The organism is Martinezella paranaensis, from assembly GCF_014200235.1.
GTDB lineage: Bacteria > Pseudomonadota > Alphaproteobacteria > Rhizobiales > Rhizobiaceae > Rhizobium > Rhizobium paranaense.
The window spans coordinates 148697-170171 of the sequence record NZ_JACHBI010000008.1 but is presented as its reverse complement, the minus strand read 5'-3'; the positions used below and the strand labels follow the sequence as shown (position 1 = coordinate 170171).

Here is a 21475-nt window from a genome sequence, read left to right as displayed (position 1 = left end):
ATTCCCGCCGCGCATTCCCTCGGCAAAGGCTTGCCTCGAAGATCAGGCACCCCGCAGGCCAATATTGCGGCTCGAATGCAAATTCGGATTTGCCCGATGCCACTTCTTCATGTCGAAAACGTCACCCGCAGTTTCGGGTCCACGCGCGCGCTCTCAGGCGCAAATTTCTCCATTGAACGCGGCGAGATCGTCGCACTGATGGGCGCCAACGGCGCGGGCAAATCGACGCTGGTGAAAATACTGTCGGGCGTGCTTTCGGCCGACGGCGGCGCGATCAGACTGAACGGCCGGCCCTTTTCGCCCAAAACCCCGTCCGAGGCGGCGAAGGCCGGGGTCGTGACTGTGCATCAGTCCACCGATCTTGTCGGAGCAGCCGGTCTGACGGTCGCCGATGCGCTTCTTCTGCATCGCTTCGCCGAGCGGGGCACGCCCTTCTTCGTCTCGCGAGCAAGCGTGCGTCGCGAAGCGCGCGCAATGCTCGATACCGCTGGTTTCTCGCTGCCGCTCGACAGGGATTTCGGCGACCTCTCCGCTGCGGACCGGCAACTCGCTGCAATCGCCCGCGCGTTATCGAACAAGGCTGAATTGCTGATCCTCGACGAGCCGACCGCAAGCCTTTCGGCCGAGGAGAGCCGGCGCCTGTTCGATATCCTGCTCAGCCTTCGGGCGCGGGGCCTTGCGATCCTCTATATCTCCCACAGGACTGCCGATCTCGAAGCGATTGCCGATCAGGCGCTCGTCATGCGCGGCGGCCGTATCGTCGGCAGCTTCTCCCGCCCTATCGATTTTCCGAGCGCCATCGAAATGATGATCGGCCGCAGGCTAGAAGCGGCGAGAGCGGATGCGCGACCGGCGACTGGCCCGGCCATCTTCGAGATGCGCGCCATGCGTCTTCTACCGACGAGCAGGCCCTTTGATCTGACCCTGCACGAGGGCGAGGTCGTCGCAATAACCGGCGTGCTCGGTGCCGGCAAGAGCCGCCTGCTCTCGGCGATCTTCGGCGTGGGAGGCTTTGCCGGCGGCGAGATGCGGCTTGACGGCAGACCCTATCGACCGAGATCGCCGGCCGATGCAATTGCCGGAGGTGTCGCCATGGCGGCGGAAGACCGCCATCGCTCGTCGCTCATGCCGGCCGCCTGGCCCGGCAATTCGCTGGCCGCCACCATCAGCCTGCCGCATCTTGCCAAGTGGTATCCGCGCGGTCTGCTTTTCGGCGGCCGCGAGCGGCGTGAGGCTGAAAAGGCGATTTCCCGCCTTGGCATCAAGGCCACCGGTGCACTCGCCTCCGTCTGGACGCTGTCGGGCGGCAACCAGCAAAAGGCGGTGATCGCCCGCTGGGAGGCCGAACCGAGCCGGCTGCTGCTGCTCGACGAACCTTTCCAGGGCGTCGATGTCGGCGCCCGCCACGATATCATCCAGGCGATCCGCGCTCGCACCGACCGTGCCACGCTGATCGCAACATCCGATCCCGAAGAGGCCTACGAGGTCGCCGACCGCATTCTGACCATCGACCGTCACACGCTGCGGCCAGTTGCCGCCGATTTCGCCTCTTCTTCAGCCCTACAGGGAATTTCCGCATGACGACCATCGATGACGAGGCGCTGCCAAAGGCCGGCGCAACACCGGAAAACTATGACCGGAACAACCCAGCGGTAGCGCTCGGCAGTTTCCTGCGCGCCGGTGCGGTCTTCATCCTGCTTGGGCTCATGGTGATCGGCTTCACCTACGCCGAACCGGCGTTCATCAATATCGGCAACCTGATGAGCATCCTGCAAGCCGTATCCGTCGTTGCGATCCTCGGCGCCGGAGTCACCGTAACGCTCGCCGTCGGTGGCTTCGACCTGTCGATCGGCGCGGTTGCTGCCTCCAGCGTCATGGCGGCCAGCTACGCCATGATCGTCTGGCATCTGAATGCCTTCGCCACCGCGCCGCTGGTGCTTGCATTCGGCGCTGCCGTCGGGCTTATCAACGCCTTTCTCATCGTGCGCCTGCGTGTGCCTGATCTGCTGGCCACGCTCGCCGTGATGTTCCTGCTGTCAGGTCTGCAGCTCATTCCGACGGCTGGGCGCTCCATCTCGGCAGGCTTGGTCCTGCCCGACGGCTCCAAGGCGACCGGCAGCTATGATCCCGCCTTCCTGCTGATCGGCCGCTATAGCCTGTTCGGTACCCTGCCCGTTTCCGTCGTGCTGATGGCGGTCGTCGCCATCGTCCTCTTCGTGCTGACCGAGCGCACGCGCATCGGCCGGCTGCTGTTTGCCACCGGCGGCAATGAGGTGGCGACGCGGCTTGCCGGCGCTTCCACGAGGCGGCTGAAGACGCTTGCCTATGTCATCTCGGGAACGCTGGCAGCGCTCGGCGGCATCGTGATCGCCGCCCGCGTCGGGCGTGGCGATGTCTCCTCCGGCGGGTCCCTGCTGATGGACTCGGTCGCTGCCGCATTGATCGGCTTTGCCGTCCTCAACCTGCGCCGTCCGAATGTGCTCGGCACAGTCGCCGGCGCCGTCTTTGTCGGTGTGCTGCTAAACGGCCTCACCATGCTGAATGCTCCCTATTACACGCAGGATTTCGTCAAAGGCGCCGTACTCGTCGGCGCGCTGGCGCTGACCTACGGCCCTGGCCGCAACGCCGATCGCTGAGTCCAGCATTCGGCCTCAGAAATTTCCCGCGACCGAATGCTTTTGGAATAACGTACCTCTTATTACAATAAAATCTATATAGTTTATAGATTATTGGATCGAAAGGACATCGTTATGAATGAAGGACTTGAGGGCGGCTTTGGGCGCCGGGACATCTTGAAGCTCGCGGCAGTCGCCGGAGCGACGTTTGCTGGCGCGGGCATGCTGCTTGCACCTGCGGCAAGGGCCGAAGACGACGGTCTTTCGCTTAAAGGCAAGCGCATCGCCATCAGCGCCACCGGCACTGACCACTATTTCGATCTTCAGGTTTACAATGCCCAGATCGAAGAGGTGAAGCGGCTCGGCGGTGAACCGATCGCAGTCGATGCCGGCCGCAACGACGGGAAGCTGATTGCCCAGCTTCAGACACTGGTTGCCCAGAAGCCGGATGCGCTGGTGCAGATCCTCGGCACGCTCAGCGTTATCGATCCCTGGCTGAAGAAGGCCCGCGATGCCGGCATTCCGGTGCTGACCGTCGATGTCGGCTCGACCAATTCGATCAACAACACGACGTCGGACAATTGGGGCATCGGCAAGGATCTCGCCCTGCAGCTCGTCTCCGACATCGGCGGGGAAGGCAATATCGTCGTCTTTAACGGCTTCTATGGCGTGACGCCCTGCGCGATCCGCTACGACCAGCTCGTCAACGTCATCAAGTATTTCCCCAAGGTGAAGCTCATCCAGCCGGAACTGCGTGACGTCATTCCCAATACGGTGCAGGACGCCTTCACGCAGATCACAGCCATCCTCAATAAAAATCCCGACAAGGGCTCGATCAAGGCCGTCTGGTCGGCCTGGGATATTCCGCAGCTCGGCGCAACGCAGGCAATTGCCGCCGCCGGGCGCAATGAGATCCGCACCTATGGTGTCGACGGCAGCCCGGAGGTTCTCCAGCTCGTTGCCGATCCGAATTCGCCGGCTGGCGCCGATGCTGCTCAGCAGCCGGCCGAGATCGGCCGTGTGGCGATCCGCAACGTCGCCAAGTTGCTTCGCGGCGACACGCTGCCGCGCGAGACCTATGTACCGGCGCTGCTCGCCAACAAGAAGAACGTTGGCGAGATCATCAAGAAGCTCGGCATCGGTTGACACTAAACCAGACCTTGCGGCCCGACGCCGCAAGGTCCGCCTTTTTCCGGAAAGCTGCATCATGACTGCATCCATCCCGACGCTACCGGCCGAGAATGACGATGTCATCATTCGCTTCAACCGCGTCGTGAAACGTTTCGGCGGCGCACAGGCACTAGCTGGCGCATCGCTCGCCATTCGCCGCGGCACCGTCCACGGTCTCGTCGGCCAAAATGGCGCCGGCAAATCGACGCTGATCAAGCTGCTCGCCGGGTTGCACACGCCGGATGAGGGTCAGATCGAAATCGAAAACAAGCCCTATGACCGGCTGACGCCACACCTCTGCCAAGAGTTGGGCATCCATTTCATCCACCAAGACCGGCTGCTGGTTCCGACACTCACGGTCGGCGAAGCGCTGTTTCTCGGCCGCGAGACGCGGCTTGGAGGCACGCCTTTTCTTGATCGCCGCGCCATGCAGAGGCGCGCCAGCGAGCTTCTCGCCAATTATTTCGGCGTGGGCCTGCCGAAGAACGCCTTGATCGGTGAATTGTCGACCGCCGAAAGGCAGATCGTCCAGATCACCCGCGCACTGCTCCACAAGCCGAAAGTTCTTGTCTTCGACGAGCCGACGGCCGCACTTGTCCGGCGTGAGGCCGACATCCTCTTCCGCCTGATCCGCCGCCTGCGCGACGAAGGCGTGACCATCATCTACATCTCGCACTACCTCAACGAGATCGAGACGCTGTGCGACCATGTCACCGTGCTGCGCAACGGCCTGGATGTGGCGTCGCTGCCCATCGGCAAAACCTCTGCAAAGGCAATCGCCGGCCTGATGATCGAACGCGACATTGCAGACATGTTCCCAAAGCGCCAGGTCGATCTGGGCGAGGCAATTCTAAACGTGCGAGCGCTTTCGACGCCCAACCGGTTCGATGATGTCAGCTTTACCCTGCGGCGCGGGGAAGTACTGGGGATCACCGGCCTGCTTGGCTCCGGAGCCAAAGACCTGATCCGAACGCTGTTCGGTCTGGAACAGGCGGCAAGCGGCGAAATCGAAATAGAGGGGCGGGCGGCCCAGCCGCGCAGCCCCGCAAAAGCCGTCAGCCGCCGGCTTGCGCTTGTTCTCGAGGATCGGCGCGGACACGGCGTCGGCCTCGATCTGAGCCTGACCGAGAATATCACCCTTCCGAGCCTTTCCCGCTACAGCTTCGGCTTCCTCAATCAAAAGCGTGAACGTTCCGATGCCAACGACCTGATCAAGCGGCTGCAGATCAAGACCGCCGGGCGTGATGCACCTGTCCGCACGCTCTCGGGCGGCAATCAACAGAAGGTCGCGATCGCCAAATGGCTGAGCCGTCAGTCGGAAATCTATCTCCTGGACGAGCCGACTGTCGGCGTCGATATCGGCTCCAAGGTCGAGATCTACTCGCTGATCGGCGAGCTTGCCGCCCGCGGCGCCGGTGTCATCGTTCTCTCCTCCGACCTGCCGGAGCTGGTCGGCATCACCGATCGGATTTTGGTCTTCTTCCGCGGCCGGCTGATCCGCGAACTCGACTCCTCGAAAACCACAACGGATGAAGTGCTGTCGATCTCGACCGGCGCTTCGGAAGGATTGCGCCATGTCGGCTGACGTTCAGTATGCGCCTCTTCCCACTGCGTCCTCCAAGTCCGCGCCGCAATCGAGCGGCAAGGCGGCCGTGGCCTTCCTGCGCTTCGGCTCCCTGCTTGCTTTCGCCGCGATCCTCGCCGCGTTCTCACTGACGACACCCTATTTCCTCTCGGTCGGCAATATCGGCAATGTTCTCGGCCAGTCGGCGCTTTCGGGCGTGCTGGCAATCGGGCTGACGGTGGTGCTGATCGCCGGCGGTTCGAATGTCGTCACCGGCGGCATCGACCTCTCGATAGCGGCCAATATGGGTCTGAGTGCCGCAGTCTATGCCACGCTGATCAAACTCGGCTACGGCGATCTCACAGCCGCCGCCGCCGCTCTGCTGACAGGACTTGCGATCGGCGCGGTCAACGCTGCCGCCGTCGTGTTCGTGGGCATCGTGCCGCTGCTCGCGACGCTTGCGGTCATGAACATCGTGGCCGGCCTCGAACTTGTGCTTACAGAGAATACCGTCGTGCCCGCTTCGACCGATTTTCTCACCGCAATTTCGGCGTCCGACAGTTTCGGCATCCCCGTTCTCGCCTATCTCCTGATCGGCTTTACGGCGGCCGCGACGGCAATCGTACAATACACGCCGATCGGTCTGAGGCTCTACGCCATCGGTGAGTTTCCTGATGCGGCACGCGCCGCCGGGCTGCCGCTCAAGCGCCTGCTTGCCGGCGCCTTCATTGCCAGCGGATTCTGCGGTGGTTTTGCCGGTATCTTGTCGGTCTCCTATCTTAGCGGCAGCACGACAGGATCGGGCGAGGCGCTCCTGCCCGTCGTCGTCATCGCGCTCCTCTGCTCCGTCTTTTCGCGCCGCCTGGTGCCGACCATTCCTGGAACGCTGATTTCGGCGCTGTTCGTCGGCTTCCTCACCAACGGTTTCCAGCTCCTGAACCTGCCGAGCACACTCGTCAGCGGTGTTGAGGGCTTTCTCATCCTGATCGTCGTGTCAGCCACGACACTGCTGCGCAAACGGGAGATCTGACATGCCCGCTCCGACCCTCGCCGGACGCTCGGTCGCCAGCCTCGCACGCTATGGGCTGATCGTGGCGCTCATTGCGGTTTTCTCCGTCTTCTCGATTCTGGCGCCAACGTTCCTGACACCCGGCAACCTGCAGAGTATTCTGGTCAACAACTTCACGCTGCTCGCCATCGTCTCGATCGCCATGACCTTTGCGGTATCCTCGGGTGGCATCGATCTTTCGGTCGGTACGGCCGTCGATTTTGCAAGCTTTGCCTTCGTCTCCCTCGTGCTGGCTGGCCAGCCGGTGCCGTTGGCTCTGCTTGCCGGCCTCGGTGCTGGCGCGCTTGTCGGCGCGTTTAATGCAATCCTTGTTTCCGTGATCGGTGTCGCGCCATTTCTTGCGACGCTAGGTACCCTGTTCATCGGCCGCAGTCTCCAGCAGCTACTGACCAACGGCGGCAATCCGGTCTATCTGCCGCCTTCGGGCGTTCCCGCCGCCTTCCGCTTCCTCGGCCACGGCACAATCGCGAATGTACCGGTGCCGCTGGTGATCGCTGCCGTGGTCATAGCCGGTTCGGCCGCGGTGTTAGCCCGCACGCGCTTTGGACGCATCGTGGTTTCAATTGGCATCCAGCCGAGCGTCGTGCGCTATTCCGGCGTCGGACTTGGTGCCCCCGTTGCCGTCACTTTCATTCTTGCCGGAGTGATTGCCGCTGTGGCCGGCCTCATCCTGACGGCAACGGTGACGGTCTACATCCCCTCCTCCGGAAATGCGTTTCTCCTGAACGCCATCGGCGCGACCTTCATCGGCACCACCCTATCGCCGCTCGGCCGGCCCAATGTCCTCGGCACCGTTCTCGGCGTCCTGCTGCTCAGCATCGTTGCCAATGGCCTGCTGCTGACGGGCCTGAACTTCTACTGGCAGCAGGTGGGCACCGGCACGCTGATCCTCGCCGTGCTCGCCTTCAGTTTCATCAATAGAAAAACCGTCGGCGCCTAAACGATGCTCGCCGATAGATGCAGGAAGAATGACATGACCCGTGAAATCAGGCTCAATGCCTTCGACATGAATTGCGTCGGACACCAGTCGCCGGGGCTGTGGCGGCATCCGCGTGATAAGTCCTGGACCTACAAGGGCCTGGATTACTGGGTGCATCTGGCAAAGACGCTGGAGCGCGGCAAGTTTGACGGTCTCTTCATCGCCGACGTGCTCGGCGTCTATGATGTCTTGAACGGCAATGTCGATGCAGCCCTGCGCCATTCGGCGCAAGTGCCCGTCAACGATCCCCTGCAGCTTATTCCGACCATGGCCTATGAGACCGAACATCTCGGCTTCGGGCTGACGGCCTCGCTCTCCTTCGAGCATCCCTATACCTTTGCCCGGCGTATCTCCACGCTCGACCATCTGACAAAGGGTCGCGTCGGCTGGAATATCGTTACCTCCTATCTGAACAGCGGCGCACTCAATATCGGCCAGCCGGCACAGACCAACCATGATGACCGCTATGATCTCGCCGACGAATATCTCCAGATCTGCTACAAACTCTGGGAAGGAAGCTGGGAGGACGATGCGGTCGTTCGCGATCGCGAAAAGGGCATCTTCACCCATCCGGAAAAAGTCCATCCGATCAGCCATTCCGGCAAATACTTCACGGTTCCCGGCATTCACCTGAGCGAGCCCTCGCCGCAGCGCACGCCGGTTCTCTACCAGGCCGGGGCCTCAAGCCGCGGCAAGGATTTCGCCGGCGCCCATGCGGAATGCATCTTCGTCGCCTCCCCGTCGAAACCCGTGCTGAAACGCTATGTTGCCAATGTCCGCGAGGCGGCCGAACGCGCCGGCCGCAATCCCCGCGACATCCTTGCCTTTAACCTGCAAACCGTGGTTCTCGGCGAGACGGATGCCGAGGCGCAGCGGAAGTTCAACGAATACCGCAAATATGCATCCTTCGAAGGTGCGTTGACGCTGATCTCCGGCTGGACCGGTATCGATTTCGGCCAGTTCGGACCGGACGGGGTGCTGCGGCACCGTCATACCAATGCGGTGCAATCGGCCGTCGAGACTTTCACCACCATCGATCCGACCAAGGAATGGACGGTGCGCGAAATGGCGGACTGGGTGGGCGTTGGCGGTTTCGGACCGGTCTTTGTCGGCTCGCCGCAGACCGTCGCCGACCTGATGCAGGAATGGATCGAGGATACCGATGTCGACGGCTTCAACCTCGCCTATGCGGTGACGCCAGAAAGTTTCGAGGATGCCGTCGATTTGCTGGTGCCCGAGCTGCAGAAGCGCGGCGTCTACAAGACCGAGTACCGGCAGGGCACGCTGCGCGAAAAGCTTGGACAAGCGGGGCCGCGGCTGGTTGCTCCGCACCCCGGAGCCGCCTATCGCATCTTGTCGCGCCAGTCCAAGGTGGCAGCAGAATGACGGGCGTTGGTCGCTGGACGCTTATTTGCCTTTGCTCGTCAGTATCGCGCTAACCAACCGGGCGGTGCGGGGGGCCAGGGTCAACCCTATATGCCCATGCCCGAAGGCAAGAATAACGTCCTTGCCGCCTTTCGATGGCCTGATAACCGGCACGGAATTGGGCATCGAAGGGCGAAAGCCAAGCCATGTACGACTTGGCGCACCGAGTTCGGGAAAGAAGCGGCGAGCATTCCGCGCCAGAGCTTGCAAGAGTTGCGGGTTCTCCGGAGCGGTAAGGCCGCCGAGTTCCACCAGACCGGCAACACGCAGCCGTCCTCGCAACGGACAGAAATAAAAGCCATGTGCTGTCGGGCAAACCGGCCGCTCGATGGGTGGTTCCGGCATGTCGTATTCGACATGGTAGCCGCGCTCGGTATCGAGCTGCACGGGATCGCCAATCTCCGCAGCCAGTTTGCGTGAATGGGCGCCAGCGGCGATAACCACGGTATGGGCATGCACTTCGTATGGCGACGCCGCGATACGCAGGCCATTCTGCTTGCGTGACATGCCGGTCACAGAGGTTTGGACGAATTCGACGCCAACCCGTTTCACCGCCGCAGACAGAAGGCGCATCACTTCGCCCGGATCGCTAAGGTTGATGGCTTTGGGAAAGAAGAGGCCGCCGCCTTCGAACCCTGGAAGCCGCGGCTCAAGCCCAAGTACTTCGCTGGCCGAGAGAAGCTCTTGCGAAACGCCATAGCTGCGACGCAGCTCAATGTCCGCGCAGGCTGCCTGGAACGCCTTGCGCGTGTGATAAAGGTAAAGACAACCCTTTGCCGACAGGAAATTCGATGCGCCTATCTCGGCGGCGAATTCGGTCCAGGCTGACGACGCGTCCGAGACGAGTTCGGCGATCTGGCCGGCATTTTCCCTATAGCGATGTGGCAGAGATTCGTAGGCAAACCGCGCCAGCCAAGGAAACAAGGTCGGCAATGCGGATGTGCGGATCGCCAGAGGACTGTTCGGATTAAGCAGCAGCGACAGAAAGTTTCGAAGAACGGATGGCGTCCCGACCGGTATGACCGCGTAGTTCGCTACCGTCCCGGCGTTCCCGTAAGAAGCGCCGGAGCCCGGTTCGTTCGGCTCTATGATCATGACTTCACGTCCGTCGGCGCGAAGCCGAAGTGCGATGGCCAAGCCAATGACGCCACCGCCAACGACGGCGATATCTGTCGAAATCCTATTCATCTCATCCATGAGTCTTTAGAGGAACCGATCGGTAGCGCACCCAAGATCCAGGTGGGTGCGCTGACGTGCCCTGCGGTCAGGCCGGTTTTGCGTATCGCGCGACATAGGCAGCGGTTCGAGGTTCCCGAGGGTTGTCGAGTACATCCGCTGCCGGTCCCTGTTCAATGATCCGGCCGCCATCGATGAAGACGACCCAGTCCGATACTTCCCGGGCAAATGGCAGCTCGTGCGTGACGATGATCATCGTCATCCCGTCGTTTGCGAGTTCACGCATCACACGCAGCACTTCGCCGGTCGATTCCGGGTCAAGCGCAGATGTCGGCTCGTCGAACAGGAGTACGGTCGGCGAGAGCGCAAGAGCACGCGCGATGGCGACACGCTGCTGCTCACCCCCGGACATGCGCTCCGGGTAGGCCATTGCCCGGTGTACGAGCCCGACCCGCGTCAGCAATCGCACCGCACGCTCGACAGCCTCCCCCTCCCCGACAGCCGCCGCGTGCATCTGGGCGAGAACCACATTCTCCACAGCGGTCAGATGCGGGAATAGGTTGAAGCGCTGGAACACCATGCCGACGCGCTGGCGCAATCTGGCAAGGTCTTTGCAAGTCACCGCACCTTTTACAAAGATCGCCTCGCCATTTATTTCGATAGAGCCGTCGTCGGGCTGTTCAAGCAGATTCACGCAACGCATGAGGGTCGTCTTGCCGCCCCCGCTTTGACCGATGATGCTGATGATGCGGCCGCGCGGAACGTCGAGATCGATGCCATCGAGCACCAGTCTTCCATCGAACGATTTCCGAAGACCCCTGATCTTGATTGCCGCAGCATTGTCGGAAGGAGCCGCGATGCCAGCAGTTTCGACTGTCATATGTGCCATTCGCCTAGCCCCCGTTTTGGATCAAAGCCTGCGCCAGCCGGAGCCTTCGCCGGCGACCAAGCGACAAGGGAACGCCTGCGTGAATAGTGCGCTCAAGCCAGAGCAGGCTTTGCGAAAGGGGGTAGCAGACGGCAAAATAGATTGCGGCGATCACCAGATAGACTTCGAGTGAACGAAACGTCTCCGAGGCAATCAATTGCGCCCTTGTCATCAGCTCCGCCGCCGAGATGGTCACCAGCAGCGATGTCGACTTGAGCAGATCCACAAACATCGTATTGGTACCCGGCAGCGCGAGGCGAAGCGCTTGGGGCAGGATCACATGACCGAAAGTGGTCGCGCGTCCGAGACCCAATGCATGCGCCGCCTCGTTTTGGCCAGGGTGGATGCCGGCAATCGCTGCACGAAAGATCTCCGACAGATAGGCCGCATAGAACAGCACCAGGCTCAAGACGCCAGCGACGAACACGCTGAATCTTATGCCGACCGAGGGCAAGCCAAAATACGTGACGAAGATAATGGCCAGCAGCGGTACGTTCTTGAAGACTTCCGTGTAGATGACCGCAGGCAGGCGTACGGCGCGCAGCCGATTGAGGCGCATCAAGGCAAGCAGAAGACCCAGGGCTGCAGCACCGATGAAGCTCGCTAGCGTATAGGCAAGGGTCCGTAAAAGACCCTCGCCCAGATTGGCCGCATATTCGCCCCAGGGAACTTGAAACATTTCAGCAAGAGGTTGCCAAAGGTTCATGTCGTCCTCCCGGTAGTCAGTCAGCAATTGACGGCGGCGACCAAGTCTGCGAGCGGTCGACACCACGACGCTGCGCGGCCATATCCGGCGACGGAACCAGGAATTGCTTCGGATCGCCTCCCCATTTCGTCACAAGGGCCGCAAGCGAACCATCCTTGTACATTGCGTCGATCTGATCCGAGACCGCCTTTGTGAGCTTCGGAGCCTGCTTGGGGAGGTAGAAGCCGGTCATATACGGCTGGAAATATTTGTAATCCGGATGCGCGGCGACCTGCTCTGCGGTTGGGGCATTGAGATATGCGACCTGGAACTTCATGTCGGGCCGCTGCTGCTGTTGATAGATGATCAGCAAGGGGTCGAGAAAGCCGACATCGAGCCTTCCCGATGAAAGATCCTCGAACACGCTGTCAGCCGTCGGATAAGTGCGCGCATTGGCCTTCGGCACTTCGGCTATCGACTTGGCCCAGACATATCCTGTGACAGTGCCAAGTGCCTTGCCTTCAAGGCTTTTGACGTCCGGATAAGACGTCGAGCCATGAACGGCCATGGCGGGCGGAGAATAATAGGGAGGATCAGTGAACAGGCCCGCCTTTTGGCGAGCGTCGGACCAGGCGATGCCGCCGATCGTGATGTCGGCGCGCTGAGACTGCACCGCAGCGAGCATGCCGGGGAAGTCAGTCACCGTGGTTTCGATTTTGAGGCCAAGCTTCTTGGCAACCGCGTCGATAATGTCGCTGTCGAGCCCGACCAGCTTGTCTTCCTTCAGCGCCGTATACGGCATGTAGGGCTCGATCGCGACCTGGAGCACGCCTGGCTTCAGCGTTTCAAAGTCTTCGGCCTGCGCAACCACGGTTGCAGCCAGCATCCCAAGCCCGAAGCCCAAGATTGCCGCCACACCACGTTTGAGTGGGGGATATGAGGAAATTTCGTTGCTATTCATGGTTCACCCTCCTAATATTTTTGTAATATATTACAGAGTATATTATCGAAGTGCATTGTCAAGTGATTCAGCAATCGGACCGGATCACTCTCAGGACGGAGACGATGTGATGGACAATTGGGTGTCGGAAGAAATGCTCGACGACCCGGAAGCAGGGTTGACGCTGGCTGAGCGCACCTATCTGCAGCTCCGGGAGGATATCATCACGGTACACTTGCCGCCGGGTACTGTTCTGCGTGAGAACGAAGTGATGCGCCGCCTGGACGTTGGCCGTACGCCCGTGCGCGAGGCCCTGCTCCGGCTGCAGCGTGACGGCTTCGTGGACGTCAATCCGCGTCGGGGTACCTTTGTCAGCAGGATCGATATCAGCGACCTTACCGCAATCTACGAAGCCAGAGCACGGATCGAATCCTGGGCGACGCGCTTGGCGGCGGAACGTTTGCGTGAGCCGGAACGCCGCGAAGCCGGCGAACTGATCGAGGCGCTGAAGGCTCTTTCTCTGCCCACGGAACTTGACGCCCTGCTCGCGCTAGACCGGCGCATCCATCGTTTTATCTATCGAAGCGCCAAGAACCGCTATCTGTTCGACACGCTCGATCATTACCACAATCTCTCCCTCCGGATTCTTCATGTCGCCATGAGGCGATTTCCGGAACTGGCGCCGGGGCTCGATAAGGTCGTGCAGGAGCAGACACTCATGCTTGAAGCCGTCTGCCGCGGAGATGCCGAAACCGCTGAACGGATCGCGCTACATCACGTCCTCAGTTTCGAGCAGGAAGTCCGCAAAGTCATCTGACGGTCGCCCGCCGGATTTCAGCTTAGCTTCGGCGAAAGCATTCACAGACTTGGCTGGCCGGCGGTGAGAATGTCTCGCAGTGGCAAGATGGTGGACGTTGGTGAAAGCCGATTGCACCTGTGATTGCGCAGGTCTGTAAGTCGTGCGATGCGTGACATCCCAAGAGCTTCATATTCGGTCCCTATGTCCCGCCCCCCCTAGACGTGCACTCCTCCCCTTTCTGCTCCTTCTGTTCGTCGGAACAGTTTGCAATGCGATGATCGCGCCATTCATGGGCTTTTTCATCGTTGACGGTCTGAAGCAGGCCCCATGGACGATCAGCATCTATGCGGGAGCCCTCTCGTGCTTGGCGATCGCGATCAATCGTCAGTTTGCTCAGCGTATTGATCGCGGCAAAAGTGCCTTTCCGCTGATCGGGGTCGCCCTGGGCGGCTATCTCTTAGCGAACCTCACTTTGTCAATCGTTCCGGCTCTCTGGACAGTGCTGACATTCGGCGTGGTCGGGTTCGGGGTCAGCACGAGCGCGGTATCGACAATGTTCAGTCTGGGCAGCGGTTTGGCTGAGCAGCACCAGATCGAACGGAGCCGGCTAAACGCCTTCATGCGCGCCACAACCTCCACGGCCTGGATGGTCGGGCCGGCGGTTTCCTTTGTCATCGCAGATCAAATCGGCAAAGTTGGTGTTTTCCGATGCGGCCTCCTACTCGGGCTCGTCTGGCTGGTACTTTGGTGGTGGGTGAAGCCACAGAACGCCAAGGCCAAGCCCAAGGAAGGCGCTTTGGAAAAGCGCGAAGGCGGTCGCGTAAATCCCGGTCTTTGGCTCGCCGCAACATTTGTGTTCTGCCTATCGTCCGCCCGCTCGCTGACATTTTCGACCTTGCCCCTTTTCTACGTGCAGGAAGTTGGGCTGCCAGGCTATGCGCCGGGATTAGCCTTCACCGTCAAAACCTTTGTGGAAGTCTTCGCTATTTTTTCAACGCCGCTTCTGATGGCCAGGTTTGGAATCCGGAAGCCATTATTGGCGACAACGCTGCTAGCCGTTATCGCCATTCAGTTCCTGGCCTCGGTCCAGAGCTTTCCACAGATGTTGGCGAGCGCGGCAATGGAGGGGCTGTACTACGGACTCTATGCAAGCCTTGGCATCAGTTTTGTCCAGTCCTACGCCGAAGACCGTCCGGCGCGCGCCACGGCGATTTACTGGAACACCTTGATGATCAGCGGCGTACTGGCCGGCCCGGCCGTCGGTGTCATCGCACAGACCTATGGCTTTCGAACCGTACTTCACGTCGCTTCGGCAGTCGCTGTCTTTGCCGCTGCGGTCTTATTGCTCGGCGCCCGCCAGTCCTGGATGCTGGCATCATCCCAATCTTGAAAACCGCGATTAGCTTTCAAGGATCGGAAAGACCGTCACGCAGCCTCTCTCAGGAACAAAAATCCCCTTTGCTCCGTTTCAGCGTCAGAGGTAGATCATGATGACGTGTGGAACATGGCAGGAGCCCGTAAGCCTTGAGCTACACCGGATCGGCGAGTTTCGAACGATCCGGAGCAGTTTGGAAGCACTCGATTGCCTATTGGTAAACTGGCCCGCCGAAGAAGATCAGGCATATCAGGATGCGTTGATGATCTGCAGCGCCGCAGTCGAGGGCAAATCCACGCCTGAGCTTGCAAGAGATGCTTTCATCGTGGCAGCGCACGAAGCCTGCATCTATATGAAGCTCGGATGTTTCATCCCAGATTTTGCCACCATCGAGCCACCCAAACCGGCATTCTGAGACAATAAGCGGATCTGGCGGGCGGTTGTCACAGCAAAAATTACAGAAGAAGATCGCTTTCATCCACTTTCGCAATCGAACCGGGATTGCAGCTTGTGAGCTGTGATCAGAACATCGCCGCCCATAAAATTATGTTGTTAATTCAAATAATTAAGGCGAAGCCCGTCAAATATAACGAGCCGTTGAAATCAACAATCAGCGACATTCAGTGCCGCAATCCAGAAAGAATAGACGGCTTTCTTCGATAGTAGATTGGCTGATGGGTTTAGCGTTGCTTTAAAGAAACTGTGCCAGGATGCAGGCCTGTTCTCTATACCGGCAACCTGATGAAGTTTCGAAGAAATTCAAAAATATTACGCGGCTTCGCGAGTTCTGCAATAAGCCATGCCAGCGCATTTGCGCCGGCAATATTTGCAGCGACTATTGCAGCCATCGTCGTCTGTGTTGCAACGAACTGGCAGCGGGAACGATCGCTGGCCGACGAGCGCTCGGTTGTTGCGGGCGAACTTGCCACCATATCGTCGCGGCTTCAGACGAACATCAATAGCAACGTCAAGCTGTTGCAAGGCCTGGCCGCCGGTGTCGCGGTCAATCCGACGATGGACCAGAACGCCTTTTCCAAACTTGCCGCGGAAATCTTGCAGCCCGATTCACAACTGCGAAGCTTTGCCGCCGCGCCCGGCATGGTGGTCAAGTGGGTTTATCCGGAAAAAGGAAACGAAAAGGCCATCGGCCTTGACTACCGAACGAACGAGAAGCAGCGGGATAGCGCGATGCTGGCGCGCAACACCCACAACATCGTTTTGACGGGCCCCGTGGAGCTGGTCCAAGGCGGAATTGCTTTCGTGGTCAGGTGCCCGGTTTATATCAATGACGGAAAAAGCCAGACTTTTTGGGGCCTTCTTTCCGGGATCATAGACATACCGAGGCTCTACCAAGATAGCGGTCTTGGATCGAGCGACCTTGAGATTGCCGTCAGCACCACGCCGCAACCGAACTTGTCCAAACAAGTTTTTCTCGGCGACCTCGGAACGTTTTCGAAGCAGCCGGTGGTGGCATCCGTCGATATGACGTATGGCCGTTGGACCCTCGTCGCCCTGCCCAAGGGCGGTTGGGGTCAAAATAACGGCATAGCCATTTTTGAGCTTTATGCGAGCCTGTTGGCGTTATGCGTCGTTGCGCCGATGGTCTGGGTTGGCTTTCTGACGAAATCGCGCCAGAAAACCATTGAGAAGCTCCGCCTTCACAAGAAAAAGCTCGTTCGAGCACGGCAAAGGCTGGAATATCTGTCGCTGCATGACGCCCTCACGGGGCTTCCTAACAGGCGATTTGTTGACCAGATGATCGCCCAACCGCCGCGACCCAGTTCGGAAGATTGTCTGATCCTCATTCATATCGACCTGGATCGCTTCAAAGAGATCAACGACACGAAGGGGCATGCTGGAGGCGACGCGGTCTTGCAGGCAACGGCGTCGCGCCTTGCCGATTTGACCGGTCCACATGACGTAGCGGCTCGGATCGGCGGAGATGAGTTCATCTTCGCTAGTTGGAGTGCCAATCCCGAGCGCGGAGCAAACGAATTGGCTGAGCAGATCGTCGATACGCTCGAGCAGCCGCTCTTCATCGATGGTTGGGAGTGTGTGGTCGGCGCCAGCGTCGGCGTCGCCTGGGAGACTGCATCTGCGCGCGGGCGGGAACTCGGTCAATTGCTTCTAAATGCCGATTTGGCTCTCTACGAGGCGAAGAAGGCAGGTCGCGGCCGCTCGGCCATTTTCACCGAAGAGCTTCGCAGCGCCGCGATCCATTCGAAAGAATTGGCGAACGAATTCAATCATGCGCTCGATCGCGATGAACTCGTTGCATTCTTCCAGCCGCAGTTTAACGCCAACACCTTGGATATCGCCGGCGTCGAGACACTTGCCCGCTGGGAACACCCGCAAAAGGGTCTGCTCACCCCGGACAAATTTCTTGGCGTCGCAGAAAATCTGGGGCGTTCCGGCGACATGGATAGGCTCATCCTGCAAAAGGCCCTGTTCGAGCTGACAAGGTGGGACAGCCTGGGAATGCACATCCCGCGTGTCTCCGTGAATATTTCGGCGCGTCGACTGGCGGAGGCAAACCTGCTTGCCGAACTGTCCGCGCTTCCCTTGGTAAAAGGCCGCCTGTGTTTCGAACTGCTCGAGACAATCTCCTTCGACGATCTCCAGCCTGTTCTCAATGAGATCATTCCGGCCGTCAAAGAGCTTGGCATTGAAATCGAGATCGATGATTTCGGCACCGGGCATGCCAGTATCGTCAGCCTACTCAGATTCGAGCCACGACGGCTCAAGATCGATCGGGAAATTATCAACCCGATTGTCACGTCTCCATCTCAACGCCGCCTGGTCTCCTCGATCATCGAGATCGGCCGGTCACAGAACATCGACATCGTTGCCGAGGGCGTGGAGACGATGGAGCATGCGAAGATCCTGAAGGATCTCGGCTGCCATCTGCTGCAAGGTTACGCTTTGGCACGACCAATGACCTCGAAGCAGTTGATCGAATTTTGCCGTACGAAGAATGAAAGACTGACAGAGGCAGGGTAAGCTACGCACGCTTTCACCGCCACGCTTCAGACGGCATCTGTCCGGAAATCAATGATTCTCGGGTTCCTGCATCGACTGCGGGATATCCCGTTTGTCATGAAGCACGCGCCACACGTCAACGTGATTTTCTTGGTCGCGATAAAAGACGATGTAGGGATATCGTTTTAGCGCAATGCTGCGCAGTTCAGGCAATCCCAATTCGTATCCATAACGCAGCGATCCCAATTCCGGATGCCTCGCTACGAGATCGTAAGCGGCCTGTAGAGCGTCAATAAAGCCGAGGGCGACCTTGGTCCCAGCCTCGCTTGCGTAGTAGTCCACGGCCGCTTCGACGTCACCGCGAGCCAGCTCCCGAGGGATGATGGTTTTGTTTGTCACTTACTGGAATGACCACGCACTCGATCGCGCAGATCGTTGAAATAGCGTCCGTCGGCAGGATCAGTCTGCACAGACGATGCCCCGTCAAGCAAAAGCCCACGCAAAATAAGACGGTCCTGATCTCGCCGGATCAGTTCGCGGATATATTCGCTGCTCGTCCCATATCCACGTCCTGCCACCTGCTCATCAACGAAGCTCTTGAGATGATCCGGCAGGGAAATGTTCATCGTGCTCATGCGAAAAACATAGCCGCGATGGCAAAATTTGGCAAGGATGCGCGACTACGGCGATTGGGTGCGCAGAATGTGCTTCTGCGCACCACCCGTTCGATGTTCAGACCGACGCCTTTCTCCATGCAGAGAGCGAGAATGGGGGGACTTGCTGTCCGCCCATCACAAACTCCTGCGTTTCAGGAATCGACCAAGCATCAGGCCCATAATTGAACGCGAATGTTAGCTCGCCGGCACTGCGATAACGAATGAAATCTGGCAGAGCAACGGTTTGCAGATCGAGACCATTGGCAAGATATTGCATCAGATCCTGGAGGGCAGCCCCCTCGATCCAGCAGGCGAGATAGCGATATCGTCCCTTGGATACCAGCGCCGGAAGGCCGTCTTCGAATGTCGTCTCGACCTTGGCGTCCGCCGCAGTCTCAATATATTCGCGCCATCGGGTCGCCTGGCCATCGATCGCGCCGGACAACGAAATGCCGAGACCCGGTCGCAGGGAGGCGACCTGCGTGATCCGAATGCCAGCAAGGTCACGGACAGGTCCAGGCGGAAGATTGGTTGGGATTTTGAAATTGCGGTCCCGCGAACCGGTTCTCGGGCCGAAGAGGACGACGCCGTCCGCCTGCTCGAATGCGGCAAGAGCCAGATCGGAGACATGCATCAGGCAGGGGACGAGAACCAGCCGATAACCCTTCAGACTAGCGCCCGGTCGAACGAAATCGACATCGAGCCCCAGCTTTCTGACAGCCTCGTACCAGCGGAACGCGAGCTCCTCGTAGCGGAAATCCTTGCCCTGCGGCTGAATGACCGCGGACCAGTAGCTTTCGTAGTCATAGACGATGGCCACTGGCGCTTGAGAAGCCTCCGGCAAGGCACCGATCGCCGCAATTTCCCGTCCGACGGTTTCAGCTTCCAAGCCTCCCGGCGAAAGTTCGTCGAGACCCGGAAGATTGAGCCCTGCATGCATTTGTTCCTGCGCGAAGGGAGCCTGGCGCCAGCGGAAATAGCTCACCACCTCGGCGCCATGGGCAAGACCCTCCCAGGCCCAAAGCCGCACCATGCCCGGCTTCGGCACCGGGTTCCAGGGCGCCCAGTTCACCGGCCCCGGCTGTTGCTCCATGATCCAGAAGCGACCATTGCCGACACCGCGATAGAGATCATGATGGAAGGCGGCGATGTCCGGATGCGATGTCTCAGCCCAGCGCACACGCTCTTCCTCGCTGAAGGGGAACTTCTCGACGAAGCCGATCGGATAGGAATCCCAGGAGGCGAGATCGAGATTTTCGCCAACCTTCCAATGATCGAAATCGTTGACGAAACCCATGAAGTTATGGGTGATCCAGCGGCCGGGTGAATGCTGACGGATGATATCGCACTGCATCCGGTCATAGGCGGCGATCTGGTCGGAATGGAAGCGCCAGAAATCGAGCCTGACGGCCGGATTGGGCTCAGTCACCGTCAAGTTCGGCAGCACGACATCGTCGAAGCTCTGGACTTCCATCGACCAGAACACCGAGCCCCAGGCTTCGTTCAACTGCTGCGTCGACTGGTAGCGAAGACGCAGCCAGCGGCGAAACGCCTTCAGGTCCTCCACGCCCCAGGAAAGGCTCGTGTCATGGCATCCATACTCATTGTCCGTCTGCCAGCCGGCCAGGCCAGGGTGCTCGCCATATCGCTTGGCGACGGCTTCGACGATGCGTTCGGATTCCTTCCACCAGACGTCCGACGAGAAGGTATAGTGGCGGCGCGAGCCGAAGCCCCTCACCTTGCCTTGCTCATCAACCGGGGCGATTTCGGGATATTCGTCCATCAGCCATTTCGGCGGCGTGGCCGTCGGCGTCCCCAGGACGATTTTCAGACCGGCTTTCGTTAGCGTGTCCATCGCCCGGTCGAGCCAGGAAAAATCGAACATACCACGCGCGGGCTCAAGGCGCGACCAGGCGAATTCGCCGATGCGCACATAGGAAATCCCAAGCGCCCGCATGCGGCGCGCGTCTTTTTCCCACCAGCTTTCGGGCCAATGTTCCGGATAGTAGCAAACGCCAAGCATTATTTCGTCAGATCTCCGTTGAGGATGGCATTGCCGGCATCGTCGAACAGATGGCAGGCGGCGGCCCGGACATGAATGGAAAGATCGTCGCCGGGCTTAGCCTGCGCGAGACCATCTGCCTTCACCGCAACCTCGCTACCATCTGCAAGCGCGAGATAGAACATTGTCTCCGATCCCAGATATTCGGCAAGGCGGACTTTGCCGGAAAGCGCAGTACCATTCCCCTCGCCCCGATCGAGATGCTCGGGACGAATTCCGAGCGTGACCGACTGGCCTTCCCTGACCGAAGCGCCCGGCAGGGTGATCGACTGGCCGCCGGGCAGATTGACCTTGACACTATCGGCAACGGGTGAAGCCGTGGTCTTGAGGAAGTTCATCTTCGGAGAGCCGATGAAGCCAGCGACAAAAATGTTCTTTGGCCGATGATAAAGTTCCAGCGGCGATCCCACCTGCTCGACCAGTCCGCCCTGAAGCACGACGATCTTGTCGGCCATCGTCATGGCCTCAACCTGATCGTGGGTGACGTAGATCATCGTCGTGCGGATATCCTGGTGCAGCTTGCTGATCTCCGTGCGCATCTGCACCCTGAGCGAGGCGTCGAGATTGGAGAGCGGCTCGTCGAACAGGAAGACTTGCGGGTTGCGCACGATGGCGCGTCCGATAGCGACGCGCTGACGCTGACCACCCGAAAGCTGGGAAGGCTTCCGGCCCAGCATCGATTGCAGTTGCAGCATCTCGGCAGCCGCCTTGGTCCGGCGGGCGACTTCGTCTTTTGAATGACCGGTCATGCGCAGGCCGAAGCCGATATTCTCCGCCACCGTCATGTGCGGATAGAGCGCATAGCTTTGGAACACCATGGCGACCCCGCGTTCGGCCGGGCCGACCCTGGTCATGTCATTGCCGCCGATTTTGAGCGCGCCGGAGGAGATGTCCTCCAGCCCGGCTATCATGCGCAGAAGCGTGGACTTGCCACAGCCGGAGGGTCCGACGAAGACGCAGAATTCGCCGGCCTCGATCGTCAGATCGACACCCTTGATGACGCTGGCGGCGCCGAACTGCTTCGTCACGCGGTTGAGCGTTACATTTCCCATG

19 protein-coding genes are annotated in these 21475 nt (G+C 59.8%); 11 read left to right on the top strand and 8 right to left on the bottom strand.

What is annotated here, in order from left to right; genetic code table 11:
* Positions 1–96: 96 nt before the first annotated feature.
* From GGD50_RS20190 to GGD50_RS20160, 7 genes are all read left to right on the top strand, one after another.
* Positions 97–1581: a sugar ABC transporter ATP-binding protein gene (locus GGD50_RS20190; protein ID WP_183938805.1), complete on the top strand. Its 1485-nt coding sequence runs from the start codon at positions 97–99 to the stop codon at positions 1579–1581.
* Positions 1578–2636 (top strand): ABC transporter permease, encoded by a 1059-nt coding sequence (locus GGD50_RS20185; RefSeq protein WP_183938804.1) that lies wholly within the window; start codon positions 1578–1580, stop codon positions 2634–2636. The genes GGD50_RS20190 and GGD50_RS20185 overlap by 4 nt, the downstream gene beginning before the upstream one ends.
* Before the next feature lie 114 nt (positions 2637–2750).
* Complete coding sequence (locus GGD50_RS20180; RefSeq protein ID WP_183938803.1) at positions 2751–3761, top strand: sugar ABC transporter substrate-binding protein; 1011 nt, start codon at positions 2751–2753, stop codon at positions 3759–3761.
* 61 nt (positions 3762–3822) lie between these two features.
* On the top strand, positions 3823–5370 hold the full coding sequence (locus GGD50_RS20175) for a sugar ABC transporter ATP-binding protein (RefSeq protein WP_183938802.1): 1548 nt from the start codon (positions 3823–3825) through the stop codon (positions 5368–5370).
* Positions 5360–6379, top strand: coding sequence for an ABC transporter permease (locus GGD50_RS20170; protein ID WP_183938801.1), 1020 nt, complete (start codon positions 5360–5362; stop codon positions 6377–6379). Before GGD50_RS20175 ends, GGD50_RS20170 begins: the two co-directional genes overlap by 11 nt.
* Position 6380: 1 nt before the next feature.
* On the top strand, positions 6381–7358 hold the full coding sequence (locus GGD50_RS20165; protein WP_183938800.1) for an ABC transporter permease: 978 nt from the start codon (positions 6381–6383) through the stop codon (positions 7356–7358).
* A 33-nt stretch (positions 7359–7391) separates the two neighbouring features.
* The gene (locus tag GGD50_RS20160; RefSeq protein WP_183938799.1) at positions 7392–8783 is read left to right on the top strand and encodes an LLM class flavin-dependent oxidoreductase; all 1392 of its coding nucleotides are present in this window, start codon (positions 7392–7394) and stop codon (positions 8781–8783) included.
* A 21-nt stretch (positions 8784–8804) separates the two neighbouring features.
* Here the strand turns inward: GGD50_RS20160 and GGD50_RS20155 are convergent, their stop codons facing one another.
* The 4 genes from GGD50_RS20155 to GGD50_RS20140 all read right to left on the bottom strand — a co-directional run bounded on the left by GGD50_RS20155 (position 8805) and on the right by GGD50_RS20140 (position 12572).
* Positions 8805–10010, bottom strand: coding sequence for an NAD(P)/FAD-dependent oxidoreductase (locus GGD50_RS20155; RefSeq protein WP_183938798.1), 1206 nt, complete (start codon positions 10008–10010; stop codon positions 8805–8807).
* Positions 10011–10086: 76 nt separating this feature from the next.
* Positions 10087–10878, bottom strand: coding sequence for an amino acid ABC transporter ATP-binding protein (locus GGD50_RS20150; RefSeq protein ID WP_425503988.1), 792 nt, complete (start codon positions 10876–10878; stop codon positions 10087–10089).
* A 13-nt stretch (positions 10879–10891) separates the two neighbouring features.
* Positions 10892–11632 (bottom strand): amino acid ABC transporter permease, encoded by a 741-nt coding sequence (locus GGD50_RS20145; RefSeq protein WP_183938796.1) that lies wholly within the window; start codon positions 11630–11632, stop codon positions 10892–10894.
* Positions 11633–11648: 16 nt separating this feature from the next.
* Positions 11649–12572, bottom strand: a complete 924-nt coding sequence (locus GGD50_RS20140; protein ID WP_183938795.1) for a substrate-binding periplasmic protein — start codon at positions 12570–12572, stop codon at positions 11649–11651.
* 109 nt (positions 12573–12681) lie between these two features.
* Between GGD50_RS20140 and GGD50_RS20135 the strand changes: the two genes are divergently transcribed.
* The 4 genes from GGD50_RS20135 (at position 12682) to GGD50_RS20120 (ending at position 17725) form a co-directional block, all read left to right on the top strand.
* Positions 12682–13368 (top strand): GntR family transcriptional regulator, encoded by a 687-nt coding sequence (locus GGD50_RS20135; protein WP_183938794.1) that lies wholly within the window; start codon positions 12682–12684, stop codon positions 13366–13368.
* Between the two features lie 271 nt (positions 13369–13639).
* Positions 13640–14740: an MFS transporter gene (locus GGD50_RS20130; RefSeq protein ID WP_246451349.1), complete on the top strand. Its 1101-nt coding sequence runs from the start codon at positions 13640–13642 to the stop codon at positions 14738–14740.
* Between the two features lie 97 nt (positions 14741–14837).
* Positions 14838–15140 carry a DUF982 domain-containing protein gene (locus GGD50_RS20125; protein WP_183938792.1) on the top strand — a complete coding sequence of 101 codons (303 nt, stop codon included), beginning with the start codon at positions 14838–14840 and terminating at the stop codon, positions 15138–15140.
* Positions 15141–15466: 326 nt separating this feature from the next.
* Positions 15467–17725, top strand: a complete 2259-nt coding sequence (locus GGD50_RS20120; protein ID WP_183938791.1) for a bifunctional diguanylate cyclase/phosphodiesterase — start codon at positions 15467–15469, stop codon at positions 17723–17725.
* A gap of 48 nt (positions 17726–17773) precedes the next feature.
* Here the strand turns inward: GGD50_RS20120 and GGD50_RS20115 are convergent, their stop codons facing one another.
* The 4 genes from GGD50_RS20115 to GGD50_RS20100 all read right to left on the bottom strand — a co-directional run bounded on the left by GGD50_RS20115 (position 17774) and on the right by GGD50_RS20100 (position 21474).
* On the bottom strand, positions 17774–18103 hold the full coding sequence (locus tag GGD50_RS20115) for a type II toxin-antitoxin system RelE/ParE family toxin (RefSeq protein WP_183938790.1): 330 nt from the start codon (positions 18101–18103) through the stop codon (positions 17774–17776).
* Complete coding sequence (locus GGD50_RS20110) at positions 18100–18339, bottom strand: ribbon-helix-helix domain-containing protein (protein ID WP_183938789.1); 240 nt, start codon at positions 18337–18339, stop codon at positions 18100–18102. Before GGD50_RS20110 ends, GGD50_RS20115 begins: the two co-directional genes overlap by 4 nt.
* Positions 18340–18436: 97 nt before the next feature.
* Positions 18437–20383 (bottom strand): beta-galactosidase, encoded by a 1947-nt coding sequence (locus GGD50_RS20105; RefSeq protein ID WP_183938788.1) that lies wholly within the window; start codon positions 20381–20383, stop codon positions 18437–18439.
* Positions 20383–21474, bottom strand: coding sequence for an ABC transporter ATP-binding protein (locus GGD50_RS20100; protein ID WP_183938787.1), 1092 nt, complete (start codon positions 21472–21474; stop codon positions 20383–20385). The genes GGD50_RS20105 and GGD50_RS20100 overlap by 1 nt, the downstream gene beginning before the upstream one ends.
* Position 21475: the final 1 nt, after the last annotated feature.

Coding starts and splice junctions, on each gene's coding strand:
- GGD50_RS20190 (WP_183938805.1), top strand. CDS start 97: ATGCCACTTCTTCATGTCGAAAACGTCACCCGCAGTTTCGGGTCCACG.
- GGD50_RS20185 (WP_183938804.1), top strand. CDS start 1,578: ATGACGACCATCGATGACGAGGCGCTGCCAAAGGCCGGCGCAACACCG.
- GGD50_RS20180 (WP_183938803.1), top strand. CDS start 2,751: ATGAATGAAGGACTTGAGGGCGGCTTTGGGCGCCGGGACATCTTGAAG.
- GGD50_RS20175 (WP_183938802.1), top strand. CDS start 3,823: ATGACTGCATCCATCCCGACGCTACCGGCCGAGAATGACGATGTCATC.
- GGD50_RS20170 (WP_183938801.1), top strand. CDS start 5,360: ATGTCGGCTGACGTTCAGTATGCGCCTCTTCCCACTGCGTCCTCCAAG.
- GGD50_RS20165 (WP_183938800.1), top strand. CDS start 6,381: ATGCCCGCTCCGACCCTCGCCGGACGCTCGGTCGCCAGCCTCGCACGC.
- GGD50_RS20160 (WP_183938799.1), top strand. CDS start 7,392: ATGACCCGTGAAATCAGGCTCAATGCCTTCGACATGAATTGCGTCGGA.
- GGD50_RS20155 (WP_183938798.1), bottom strand. CDS start 10,010: ATGAATAGGATTTCGACAGATATCGCCGTCGTTGGCGGTGGCGTCATT.
- GGD50_RS20150 (WP_425503988.1), bottom strand. CDS start 10,878: ATGACAGTCGAAACTGCTGGCATCGCGGCTCCTTCCGACAATGCTGCG.
- GGD50_RS20145 (WP_183938796.1), bottom strand. CDS start 11,632: ATGAACCTTTGGCAACCTCTTGCTGAAATGTTTCAAGTTCCCTGGGGC.
- GGD50_RS20140 (WP_183938795.1), bottom strand. CDS start 12,572: ATGAATAGCAACGAAATTTCCTCATATCCCCCACTCAAACGTGGTGTG.
- GGD50_RS20135 (WP_183938794.1), top strand. CDS start 12,682: ATGGACAATTGGGTGTCGGAAGAAATGCTCGACGACCCGGAAGCAGGG.
- GGD50_RS20130 (WP_246451349.1), top strand. CDS start 13,640: ATGGGCTTTTTCATCGTTGACGGTCTGAAGCAGGCCCCATGGACGATC.
- GGD50_RS20125 (WP_183938792.1), top strand. CDS start 14,838: ATGATGACGTGTGGAACATGGCAGGAGCCCGTAAGCCTTGAGCTACAC.
- GGD50_RS20120 (WP_183938791.1), top strand. CDS start 15,467: ATGAAGTTTCGAAGAAATTCAAAAATATTACGCGGCTTCGCGAGTTCT.
- GGD50_RS20110 (WP_183938789.1), bottom strand. CDS start 18,339: ATGAGCACGATGAACATTTCCCTGCCGGATCATCTCAAGAGCTTCGTT.
- GGD50_RS20105 (WP_183938788.1), bottom strand. CDS start 20,383: ATGCTTGGCGTTTGCTACTATCCGGAACATTGGCCCGAAAGCTGGTGG.
- GGD50_RS20100 (WP_183938787.1), bottom strand. CDS start 21,474: ATGGGAAATGTAACGCTCAACCGCGTGACGAAGCAGTTCGGCGCCGCC.